General features: G+C 72.7%; 10 protein-coding genes. 4 read left to right on the forward strand and 6 right to left on the reverse strand.

The genetic code is table 11. The annotated features are described in order from the left end of the window. Positions 1-86 precede the first annotated feature (86 nt). Positions 87-335 carry a WhiB family transcriptional regulator gene (locus tag MHY49_RS10765; protein WP_152354364.1) on the reverse strand — a complete coding sequence of 83 codons (249 nt, stop codon included), beginning with the start codon at positions 333-335 and terminating at the stop codon, positions 87-89. Between the two features lie 261 nt (positions 336-596). Between MHY49_RS10765 and MHY49_RS10770 the strand changes: the two genes are divergently transcribed. Then, positions 597-1067, forward strand: coding sequence for a hypothetical protein (locus tag MHY49_RS10770; protein ID WP_239203974.1), 471 nt, complete (start codon positions 597-599; stop codon positions 1065-1067). 36 nt (positions 1068-1103) lie between these two features. Here the strand turns inward: MHY49_RS10770 and MHY49_RS10775 are convergent, their stop codons facing one another. The 5 genes from MHY49_RS10775 to MHY49_RS10795 form a co-directional block, all read right to left on the reverse strand. Continuing rightward, positions 1104-3629: an FtsX-like permease family protein gene (locus MHY49_RS10775; RefSeq protein WP_239203975.1), complete on the reverse strand. Its 2526-nt coding sequence runs from the start codon at positions 3627-3629 to the stop codon at positions 1104-1106. Beyond that, a complete protein-coding gene (locus MHY49_RS10780) occupies positions 3626-4423 on the reverse strand; it encodes an ABC transporter ATP-binding protein (protein WP_239203976.1) in 798 nt (265 codons plus the stop codon). Before MHY49_RS10780 ends, MHY49_RS10775 begins: the two co-directional genes overlap by 4 nt. Before the next feature lie 197 nt (positions 4424-4620). Then, entirely contained in the window at positions 4621-5349 is a 729-nt protein-coding gene (locus MHY49_RS10785) for a response regulator transcription factor (protein WP_239203977.1), read from the reverse strand. Continuing rightward, entirely contained in the window at positions 5349-6605 is a 1257-nt protein-coding gene (locus MHY49_RS10790) for a sensor histidine kinase (RefSeq protein ID WP_239203978.1), read from the reverse strand. Before MHY49_RS10790 ends, MHY49_RS10785 begins: the two co-directional genes overlap by 1 nt. 94 nt (positions 6606-6699) lie before the next feature. Beyond that, positions 6700-7953: a YihY/virulence factor BrkB family protein gene (locus MHY49_RS10795; RefSeq protein ID WP_239203979.1), complete on the reverse strand. Its 1254-nt coding sequence runs from the start codon at positions 7951-7953 to the stop codon at positions 6700-6702. A 328-nt stretch (positions 7954-8281) separates the two neighbouring features. Here MHY49_RS10795 and MHY49_RS10800 point away from each other — a divergent pair, with 328 nt between their 5' ends. Genes MHY49_RS10800 through MHY49_RS10810 form a run of 3 tightly spaced genes read left to right on the forward strand, consistent with a single transcriptional unit; the run spans position 8282 to position 11321 of the window. Then, positions 8282-9511, forward strand: a complete 1230-nt coding sequence (locus MHY49_RS10800; protein ID WP_239203980.1) for a CpaF family protein — start codon at positions 8282-8284, stop codon at positions 9509-9511. Then, complete coding sequence (locus tag MHY49_RS10805) at positions 9508-10380, forward strand: type II secretion system F family protein (RefSeq protein ID WP_228357960.1); 873 nt, start codon at positions 9508-9510, stop codon at positions 10378-10380. Before MHY49_RS10800 ends, MHY49_RS10805 begins: the two co-directional genes overlap by 4 nt. Continuing rightward, positions 10377-11321 (forward strand): type II secretion system F family protein, encoded by a 945-nt coding sequence (locus MHY49_RS10810; protein ID WP_239203981.1) that lies wholly within the window; start codon positions 10377-10379, stop codon positions 11319-11321. The genes MHY49_RS10805 and MHY49_RS10810 overlap by 4 nt, the downstream gene beginning before the upstream one ends. The last annotated feature ends 37 nt before the right edge of the window (positions 11322-11358 follow it).

An 11358-nucleotide genomic window follows, 5' to 3' on the forward strand; every position in this document is an offset into this window, starting at 1 on the left:
CGTCCGACGGTCCTCGCGGAGTCCTGACATGCGACGACGGGCGACCCCCGGAGGGATCGCCCGTCGTGGAAGCTGCGGTGGCCGGGTCAGCCGGCGCGGCGAGCGCGCGCGTTGCGGCGCTTGAGGGATCGGCGCTCGTCCTCGGAGAGGCCTCCCCACACGCCCGAGTCCTGGCCGGACTCGAGGGCGAACTTCAGGCAGGAGGTCATCACGTCGCAGCGCTGGCACACCGCCTTGGCCTCCTGGATCTGGGTGATCGCGGGACCCGTGTTCCCGATCGGGAAGAACAGCTCGGGGTCCTGGGTCAGGCATTCCGCGCGGTGGCGCCAATCCATCTGCTACTCACTTTCCGGTCACCCCGCAGCGGCTCGGGAGCCACGGCGCGGCAGGTGGTCGCCTTCGGCAAGGCGATACGGATCTACGGGCGGACCGATGCCGAAGCGGCCGATCCTGGGTTCCCTCCATTGTCGGAGGCCTCGCGGTGGGGGACAAGAGCGCACGGGCACGACCTGGGTGGCACTTCCCACAGCGCCGTGAGCGCCCGGGGACTGCTACGGGGCGCTCCCGGTGCGGCGCGCGTCGGTAGGGTGCAGCACATGGCCTCCTCCGGATCCTCGTCCCCCTCGCCCCGCGGGAATGCTCCGCGTCCCGCCACGACGGAGGACCGACCGGGCGCGCGGCGCCTGGGGACCGTGCTGCTGGGCGCCGAGGCGCTGTGCCTGCTCCTCCTCGGCGGCTTCATGATCACGCGGGTCGGCTCGCAGGACGTCGGCGCGTCCCTCGCGATCGGCCTGGCCGTGTTCATCCTGCTCTTCGCGATCGCGGTCGGCCTCGCCGCGCTCTCGCTCTCGCGCCGTGGCCGCTTCGGGCTCGGCTTCGGCGTCACCTGGCAGCTGTTCCAGGCGCTCGTCGCGGCGAGCATGCTGCGTGCCGCCATCGTGGTCGTGGGCGGGATCGGCATGCTGCTGGCGATCGCGACCTTCGTGGTGCTGCTGATGCTCGTGCGCGCGACCCCGCTCCCGTTCGACGACGAGGATGCGAAGAACGGACGCGGCCCCCGCGGCTGACGCCGCGAGGGCCGGAGTCCACCGGGACGGTCCCGACTACTCGTCGGCCGAGGCGAGGGCCTGCGCCGGGGCCGTGCGCGCCGCCCGACGGCCCGGCAGCACCGAGGCCAGCAGCCCCGCCGCGAGCGCGAGGCAGAGGACCAGTGCGATCTGCCCCCACGGGATCGTGACCTGCAGCGGGAACTGCCCGCCCAGGATCGTCGCGATCCCCAGGACCCCGTAGACCGAGCCGAGCACGATCCCGACCGCCGCTCCCACGAGGGCCAGCAGCAGTCCCTCCCAGGCGAGCATCGCGCGCATCTGGCCGCGCGTGGTGCCCAGGGCCCGCAGGAGGGCGTTCTCCCCGGTGCGCTCGATCACCCCGAGGCTCAGCGTGTTCGCGACGCCGACGAGGGCGACGAGCACGGCGACGGCGAGCAGCGCGACGGTGATGCCCAGCAGCACCGTGAGGATCTGCCCGTAGCTCTCGCGCTCGACGCCGGCGGCGTCGACCTGCGCGTCCGGGGCGCCGTGCTGCGCGAGGGTGTCCTGGATGCCGGTGACGATGCCCATGGCGTCCTGGCCCTCGCGCGCGGCGGATCCCTTCTCGGCGAAGGCCGCGAACAGGGCGGGCTGGGCGTCCTTCCCGACGAGCGCCGTGAGGGTGCTCGGGGTGACGATCGACATCTGCAGGTTGGAGTCCACCTTCACGCGCAGCTCGTGCGAGGCGCCGTCGGCCCCGTCGACCTGCAGCACCTGGCCGTCGTGGACGCCGAAGCGCTCCGCGCGCTCCTCGCCCAGCAGCACGGTGCCGTCCTCGAGGGAGTCGGCGAGGTCGGGGCGGTGGGAGTCCTCGCGCATCTGCGCGGGGGTCGCCGCGTACAGGGTCATCGGCTCGTCGGCCCCGACCTCGACGTCCCCGTGCTCGGTCGCGGAGGCGTGGGCCACGCCGGGCACCTCGGACACCTCGGTGAGGGCGTCCTTGGGGAGCTTCTCGGCGGTGACGACGGAGTCGATGGGCTTGCGGCTGTCGAGCTCCGTGGTGAGCGTGGACTCGGTGGTGCGGGCGCCCACGGCCATCATCGTCATCAGCGTGGTGCCGATGAGCAGGGCCGCGACCGTGGCCGCGCTGCGCCGTGGGTTGCGCGAGGTGTTCGCACCCGCGATCCGCGCCGGAAGCCCGCCGATCCTCGCCGCGAGCGCGCCGGCGAACCGGGTCAGCGGCCGCGTGAGCACCACGAGGCCCACGAGCAGTCCGGCGAAGCTCACGACCCCGCCGAGGAGCCCGACCGCGACGCCGAGGCCCACGCTGCCCGTGAAGGACACCGCGACCGCGCCGACCAGTGCCAGCAGCCCCAGGGCGACCGCCGCGAGGCTTAGGACACCGCGGGCCCCGAGGCGCCGGTGCAGGGCCGGGGGAGCAGGACGCAGCGCCTGCAACGGCGCGACGCGCACGGCCGCGCGCACCGGCCCGAAGCCCGCGAGCACCGTGAGGGCGACCCCGACGACGACGGGCACGATCAGCGACAGCGCCGAGATCGGGACGAGCAGCAGTCCGTCGAGCAGGCCCAGCCCGGCGGCGGCCGCCAGCAGCGCCTGGGCCAGCACGTGCGCGCCGAGCGCGCCGATCACCGCACCCACCAGGCCCACCAGGGCGCTCTCGCGCAGCACGGTGCGGGCGACCTGGCGACGGGTCGCGCCGAGGGTGCGCAGGAGCGCGAGGGCGCGGGTGCGCTGGGCGAGCGTCACGGCGAAGGTGTTCGCCACCACGACCGCGCTCGTGACCAGGGCGATCACGACGAACACGACGAAGACCATCGCCAGGGCGTCGAAGCCCTGCATGACGTCCGAGACGCCGTCGTCGATCGCCTGCTGGGCGGTGAGCGCGGAGAGGGAGTCGTCCTCCAGGGCGGAGACGACCTGATCGGGATCGGTGCCCGGCTCCAGCGCCGCGAGCCACGTGCTGGTGGTGCCCGGAGCGATGAGCGTGTCCTGGTTGTGGGAGTTCACGTGGACGACGGGGGTGGCGCCGAGCGCCGTGGCGGTGCCGCTCGCGCTGATGCCGGAGACGGTCAGCTCGAGGTCGCCCGGCTTGCCGTCCGCGCGCGATTCCGCGGGGATCTCGACCTTCTGGCCGACGCCGACGCCGAGCTGCTCGGCGGCCGCCTGGTCGAGGACCACCTCGTGCGCGGAGTTCGCGTCGTGGCCGGCGGTCAGCTCGAGCGGCTCGACCTCGTGCGGGGGATCGCTCTGCTGCTGCAGGAAGGCCGTGCGTCCCGAGCCGGCGTCCAGCTGCATGTACCCCTCGGACAGGGGCCAGACGGCGCGGGCGTGCGGGACCTCGGGAGCCGTCGTCGCGGAGTCGGCATCCGACGAGGAGCCGTCGGCGGGAGCCGCGTCCTGGTCCTCGTCGCCGATGACGACGTCGGCCCCCTCGTAGCGCTGCTCGACCCCTGCGGAGAGGGAGGTGGTCATGAGGTTCGCCGCGATGAGCATGATCGCGACGAAGCCGCTGGCGAGGGCGACGGTGATGAGCGCCGCGAGGTGCCTGCGGGGCGGAGTGAGGCGGATGCGGCGGCTCATCGCAGCACCTCGTCGGCGCTGATCCGGCCGTCGGCCAGGGTGATGATGCGGTCGGCGCGCTCGGCGGCGTCGCGCTCGTGGGTGACCATGACGACGCTCTGCCCGAACTCGTCGACGCTCACGCGCAGGAAGTCCAGCACCTCCTCGGTGGTCGTCGAGTCGAGGTTGCCCGTGGGCTCGTCGGCGAAGACGACGGCGGGGGAGGTGACCAGCGCCCGTGCGATCGCCACGCGCTGGATCTGCCCGCCCGAGAGCTGGGAGGGCAGGTGGTCCAGGCGGTCGCCGATGCCGAAGGCGCCGGTGATGGTGTCGAGCCAGGCGCGGTCCGCGCGGCGGCCCGCGAGGTCCAGGGGAAGCAGGATGTTCTGCTCCGCCGTGAGCATGGGCAGCAGGTTGAAGGACTGGAAGACGAAGCCGATGCGGTCGCGGCGCAGACGGGTCAGGGCGTCGTCGCCGAGGCCGGTGATCTCGGTGCCGTCGATCTCGATCGAGCCCGCGTCGACGGCGTCGAGGCCCGCGAGCACGTGGAGGAGCGTCGACTTCCCGGAGCCGGAAGGGCCCATGATCGCGGTGAACCCGCCGCGGGCGATGTCCACGTCGACGCCGTCCAGCGCCCGCACGACGCTCTCGCCCTTCCCGTAGGACTTGCGCAGACCGCGCGCACGCAGGACGGCGTCGGGCGTCGACGGCTCGGGCTCGGTCGCGGTCGCTGCGTGCGCGGCAGGAGCGGGCGAGGGGACGGCCGAGGCGGGGTCCGTGTCGGCGGCCCGGTGGTGGGGAGCGGGGGAGTGCATGGAGGTCCTCCGTGGATCGGGGCGAGGGCGGTTCCCTCGCGGCGGCATCCCGGCTGCGACGGGACACCACGATGCTCTCCGTGCAGGGGACGGTGTGTCGTCAGCGTCCGGTCGTCCCTGTCCCGCACGCCGCCCCACCGGGGTCGGGCGGGACTCTCCGCCCTGGGTATGACGCGGGGCCGGAGGGCGTCCCTGGATCAGGAGCCGGGCGTGACCAGCCCGCTCTCGAAGGCGATGATGACGGCCTGCACGCGGTCGCGGGCGCGGAGCTTGGCGAGCACGCGGCCCACGTGGGTCTTCACGGTGGCCTCGGCGACGAAGAGCTCGGCGCCGATCTCCTGGTTGGAGAAGCCGCGCGCCATCAGGGCGAGCACCTCCCGCTCGCGCTCGGTGAGGGCCTCGAGGACCGAGTCGTCGCGCTCCTCGGGCGGAGGGGTGCTCACCATCTGCGCCATCAGCCGGCGCGTGGCGGACGGCGCGATCACGGCGTCCCCGCGGTGCACGGTGCGGATCGCGGCCAGCAGCTCCTCGGGCTGGGCGTCCTTGAGCAGGAAGCCGCTCGCGCCCGCCCGGATCGCCGCCATCACGTAGTCGTCGATGTCGAAGGTCGTGAGCACCACGATCTTCGGCGCCCTGCCCTCGGGGGCCTCCTCGAGGATCTGCCGGGTCGCCTCGATGCCGTCCAGCCGGGGCATGCGCACGTCCATGAGCACGACGTCCACCCGGTGCGACCGCAGCTGCTCGACCGCCTCGGCGCCGTCGGCGCTCTGCAGGGCGATCTCGAGGTCGGGCTGGGAGTCGATGACCATCGCGAAGCCGGCGCGCACGAGCGGCTGGTCGTCCACCAGGGCGATGCGCAGGGGGCGATCGGCCGACGGCTCGACGGCCGGGTCCGGCGACTGCTCGGGGGTGTGCTCCGGTGACATCATCGGGTCCTTCCGTTCAGGGGGATGCGCACGCTGACCCGGTACCCGCCCGCAGGCAGGGGACCGGTGTGCAGGGTGCCGCGGAACATGTTGACACGCTCGCGCATGCCGGTGTGGCCGTGCCCGAGGCCGTCGGACTGCGGGTCCACACCCTGCCCGTCATCCTCGACGTCCAGGGCGAGCAGGGAGTCGTCGCGACGCAGGGAGACCCGGGCGGAGGCCCCGGAGCCCGCGTGCTTCATGACGTTGGTGAGGGCCTCCTGCGCCACCCGGTACAGGGTGAGCCCCATCGGGCCCGGCAGGTCGGTGATGTCGCCCTCCTGGGCGAGCTCGACCGGCAGGCCCGCGGCGCGCACCTGCGCCACGAGCTCGTCGAGCGAGGCGAGGCCGGGCTGGGGGCCGAGGTCCTGGGCCTCGTCGCTGCGGAGCACGCCGAGCAGGCTGCGCATGTCGGCCAGGGCGCGCCGACCGGTGCTGCCGATCGTCTCGAGCACGTCGGTCGCCTTGGTGGGGTCCTGGGAGGCGACGAAGCGGCCGCCGTCGGCCTGGGCGATGATGACCGAGAGCGAGTGGGCGACCACGTCGTGCATCTCGCGGGCGATGCGGGCGCGCTCGTCGGCCACGGCGAGGCGGGTGCGCTGCTCGCGCTCGCGCACGGCCTGCGCGGCGGCCTCGCGGGCCATGCGCAGCTGGTCCACGCGCACCCTCTGGTAGCGGCCGGTGGCCCAGGTGGCGAGCACGAGCGCGCATCCGAACATGAACACGACGATGCTCGCGATGACCTGCAGGTACCAGACCTCCCCGTTCCCGAGCACGAACGCGAGCGCCACGGACTGCAGGAGTGCGCCGATGAAGCCGCCGATGAGGGCGAGCGTCGGCACCCGCCCGCGCCCGTGCACGGTCGCGCAGTACAGGGCGTAGAAGATCATCACGTCGCCCAGGACGAGGATCATCCCGAGCAGGAAGTGCACGATGGCGAGGAGGGCGATCGCCAGGGTCGCCCAGCCCGTGCGGGTGCGCAGGAACGCCCCGGCGATGAACATCGGGATCGACCAGATCAGCCAGCCGTCCACGGACATCGACGGCACCAGCGGCAGCGATCCCAGCACGAGCAGCAGGGCGATGCCGCCGAAGAGCACGCCGTCGACGATCTGGGGGTGCGTCGCGAGCCAGTGGAAGGGCGCGTCGAGACGGCTCGGCGGCGGGTCCACCGGCTCGGGGGCGGTCCGGCCCTCGGGAGGCGGGGAGATGGTCATGGCCAGAGCCTAGGTTCCCGGGGCCGACGGGGCGTCCGACCGCGGGCGGAAGCCCGCCGCAGAGGATCCGCCCGCGGGCGGAGCGGGGACGGGGTCAGCGGTCCGCGCCGTCGGCCGCATCGGAGGAGCCGGAGAGTTCCTCTCGGTCCTCGCCGCCGTCTCCCGCGGCGGTCGGGTCCTCGGCATCCTCGGCGTCCTCGTCGCCCTGGGCAGGGATCGCGCCCGTGGGGTTCCGCGGGACGATGCGGGCATTCTCGCCGGTGTAGGAGTCCTGGTCGCGGTGGAGGTTCTGCAGGCGCAGGTCGCGCCCCTGGTCGACGACCTTCTCGTACTTCGCCTCCTTCTTCTCCGCGCCCTTCTCCCCGCGCATCGGCACCTCGAAGCCGTTCTCCGCGGGCAGGCCCGCCTGCAGCTCCTTCGCGCGCTCGTACTCGGCGTCGACCTCGGCGCCCAGGATGATCACGATGTTCATCACCCACAGGGCGAACAGGATCGCCATCACGCCGCCGATCGCGCCGTAGCTCGAGTAGCTCGCGAAGGTGCTCATGTAGATCGAGAGGACCACCGCTGCCACCGCGATGCCGATGATCGCGAAGACGCCGCCGGGGGAGATCAGGCGGAAGGGCTTGGCGATGTTCGGGGCCGCCCAGTAGAGCACCGAGACCAGCACGAACATCAGGACCACGATGACAGGCCACTTGAGCCATGCCCAGATCGGCAGGAAGGAAGTCACGAGGAACTCGACGAAGCCGGTCATGTGCAGGGGCTCGGCGATCGGCCGCAGGAGGCTCTCGGCGATGGTGGCGTTGAGCATGAAGGAGATGCCGATGATCAGCAGACCGACGACCAGGCCCGCGGTGACCGCGAGCATGCCGAGGGTGAAGCGCACGGGGTTGCGGCCCTCGGGGATCTCGTAGATGCGGTTGGCGACCCGGGAGAACGCCTTGACGTAGGCCGAGGCGGACCAGAGGGCCACGGCGATGCCGATGACCAGGGCGATGATGCCGCCGGATGCCTTGCCCATGAGGCTCTGGAGTGTGGTGTTCACCAGCTCCTCGAGCGTCTTCGAATCCCCGAGCTGCTGTCCGAGGCCGGAGTTCATCACGGCGTCGGTGACGAGCTTGGCGATCTGATCCTTGATGCTCGAGAGGACGAGCGCGGCCAGGGAGAACACGGCCAGGAGCATCGGTGCGATCGAGAGCACCATGAAGTAGGTGAGCTTCGCGGCCTGGTCGGTGCCGCCATCGCGACCGAACTCGCTGAGGACGCGCTTGATCATGTACATGATCGCGGGGCGCTTGAGACGCACCTTCTCGTCGTCGGCGGTGCCGCTGGGGTTCTCGGCCATCGTTGCCTCCGCGGGAATCAGGGGGAAGGGACGCGCCCATCGTGCCACGGGAAGCCGTCGCGACCGGCGCGATCACGATGATCATCCGGCGCGGACGAGAGAAGCGGAGGGTCCGCCGAGACCGGGGAAGGACGACTCCCCGCACATACGCCTGCGCGTCGTGGGGGCTGTCCACAGCGGCCGTCCGTGCGCGCCGTCGCCCGGGAGTTGTCCACATCGGCGCGCCGGGAATTCCCAGACCCCGTACAGTATCGAGCGTTGAGAGGCGCATCACGGACCCGTGCCGCGCCGGCGGGGCACGTGCACACGGAGCAATGAAGGGGACCGGATGGAAGCGGCGGCCATCATCGAGGCCGAGGCCAGGGAGCTGATCAGGCGGCGGGGTCTCGACGCCCGCGCCGATCAGCTCGAACCCCTTATCCGTGAGGTCGTCACCGACTACGACCAGCGCTCGGCCGGCGGCGCCGTCCCCGTCGTCCGCGATGCGGAGACCGTGGTCGCGGAGGTCGCCGCGAGGATCGGCGGCTTCGGCCCGCTCCAGGAGTTCCTCGACGACCCCGAGGTCGAGGAGATCTGGGTGAACTCGCCCAGCGAGATCTTCTGCGCGCGCTCCGGACGCAGCGAGCTCACGCCCGTGGTCCTCACGGACGACGAGGTCCGCGGGATCGTCGAGCGCATGCTCGTGAGCTCCGGCCGGCGCCTGGACCTCAGCTCTCCGTTCGTGGACGCCCTCATGCCCGACGGCAGCCGGCTGCACGTGCTCATCCCCCCGATCTCCCGCAGGCACTGGTCGGTGAACATCCGGAAGTTCGTCGCCCGCGCGCACGACATGCGCGACCTGGTGGCGCTCGGCTCCCTGACCTCGCAGGCCGCGGACTTCCTCGACGGCGCCGTCGCCGCCGGGCTCAACGTGATCGTCTCGGGGGCGACAGGGGCCGGCAAGACCACCATGCTCAACTGTCTGGCCGCCGCGATCGGTCCTCGCGAGCGCGTGGTCACCATCGAGGAGGTCTTCGAACTCGACCTGCGCCTGCGCGACGTCGTCGGCATGCAGACCCGACAGCCGAACCTCGAGGGCACCGGAGAGGTCACGCTGCGCCGCCTCGTGAAGGAGGCTCTGCGCATGCGGCCCAGCCGCATCGTCGTCGGGGAGGTCCGCGAGGCGGAGAGCCTCGACATGCTCATCGCGCTGAACAGCGGGCTGCCGGGGCTGGCGAGCATCCACGCGAACTCCGCGCGCGACGCCGTCACCAAGCTGTGCACGCTGCCGCTGCTCGCCGGCGAGAACGTCTCCAGCCGCTTCGTCGTGCCCACCGTCGCCAGCTGCATCGACCTCGTCGTCCATCTCGACATCCTCCCCGGTGGCCAGCGGCAGGTGCGCGAGATCGCCGCCCTGCCCGGTCGCACGGAGGAGGGCGTCGTCGAGATCGCCGACATCTTCCATCGCAGCGGCGACGGCCGGCTCGAGCGCGGCGAGGGCTACCCGCCGCACGCCGAGCGCTTCGAGCGCGCGGGCCTGGACCTCGGGCGCCTGCTCGGGACGAGGGAGCGCGCATGATCGACGGCGCGTTCATCGGCCTCGTCGCGGGGATCGGGCTGCTGCTCGTGTGGCTCGCCTTCTGGGAGTCCCCCGCGCACGAGCCCCGGCACGGACCGGTCTCGCGATGGCTGGATCGGGTGCGCGACGACCTCATCGCAGTGGGGCTCGGCTCCGTGCCCGCGGGCGCCGTCCCCGTCATGTGCCTGGGCCTCGGTCTCGCCGTCATGATCCTCGTCTGGTCGATCTCCGGTGCGACGGTCCCGGCCGCGGCGATCGGCGCCGTGGTCAGCGTGCTGCCTCCGATCCTGCTGCGCGCCCTCGCACGCCGGCGCCGCACCCAGCTGCGCGAGCTCTGGCCCGAGGTCGTGGACCACATGAACTCCGCGATCCGCGCCGGCATGTCCCTGCCCGAGGCGCTCGCCCAGGTGGGAAGGCGAGGGCCGGAGGAGCTGCGCCCTCCCTTCGAGGAGTTCGGGAGGGACTACCAGGTCAGCGGCGACTTCGCGAGCAGCCTCGATCGCCTCAAGGATCGCCTCGCGGATCCGGTCGCCGATCGCATCGTCGAGGCCCTGCGCGTCACCCGCGACGTGGGCGGCACCGACCTCGGCGTGCTGCTGCGCACCCTCTCCGCCTTCCTGCGGGAGGACGCCCGCACCCGCGCCGAGCTCGAGGCCCGCCAGTCCTGGACCGTGAACGCCTCCCGGCTCGCGCTGGCCGCCCCCTGGATCGTGCTCGCGCTCATGTCCACCCGGCCGCAGGCCGCGCAGGCCTACGACTCGACCGCCGGGCTCGTCGTCATCGTCTGCGCGGGCGTCGTCTCCGTGATCGCCTACCGCGTCATGCTGCTCATCGCGCGCCTCCCGCAGGACGAGAGGGTGCTGCGATGAGCGGGGCGGCACCCGTGCTGATCGGGGCGGGGATCGGGCTGGTCGCGGGCCTCGGCCTCGCCCTCGTGGTGGTCGGCAACCCGTGGCTGCGCCGGCGCGACCTCGCCGCCCGCATCGATCCCTACCTGCGCCGCGACCGCGGCAGCGCGCTGCTCGAGCACGGTGCCTCCGCCTCCGGGGCCCGCACCTTCGTGCGCACCCTCCTCGGCCCCGTCGCACAGCGCATGCTGGGCCTGCTCGAGCGCCTCACGGGCGGATCCGAGCAGCTCGAGAAGAGGCTGCGCATGGCCGGCCGCACCAGCGGCATCGAGGCGTTCCGCGTCGAACAGGTGCTCTGGGGCATCGCCGGGCTCGTCGTCGGGCTCGTCCTCGCCTTCGTCGCCGTCGGCGCGCGCGGTGCGAGTCCGCTACTGGGACTTCTCATCGTCCTGCTCGGGGGCGTGATCGGGATCGTGGGCCGCGACCACCTCCTGCAGCGCACCGTCGCCCGTCGCGCAGCCCGCATGGCCCGCGAGTTCCCCACCGTCGCGGACCTGCTCGCGCTCGCCGTCGCCGCCGGGGAGAGCCCCGTCGCGGCGATGGAGAGGGTCGCGCGCTCCAGCCGAGGCGCCCTGCCCGAGGAGTTCGGGCGCACCGTGGCGGAGATCCGCGCCGGCTCGAGCGTCTCCCAGGCCCTCGTCCAGCTCGGCAACCGCACACCCCTCGAGGCGCTCGCGCGCTTCGGGGAGGGCGTCTCGATCGCCATCGAGCGCGGCACTCCGCTCGCGGAGGTGCTGCGGGCGCAGGCGCAGGACGCCCGGGAGGCCTCCAAGCGCGACCTCATGGAGCTTGCCGGCCGCCGCGAGATCCTGATGATGGTCCCCGTGGTGTTCTTCGTGCTGCCGCTGGTGATCGTCTTCGCCATCTTCCCCGGCCTCGCCGTCCTGGACATCGCTCTGTGAGCGCCCATGACCAGCCTCCGTTCCTCCCCACCCACCC

Origin of the sequence: Brachybacterium sp. ACRRE, assembly GCF_022346485.1 — a bacterium.
Classification (GTDB): domain Bacteria; phylum Actinomycetota; class Actinomycetes; order Actinomycetales; family Dermabacteraceae; genus Brachybacterium; species Brachybacterium halotolerans.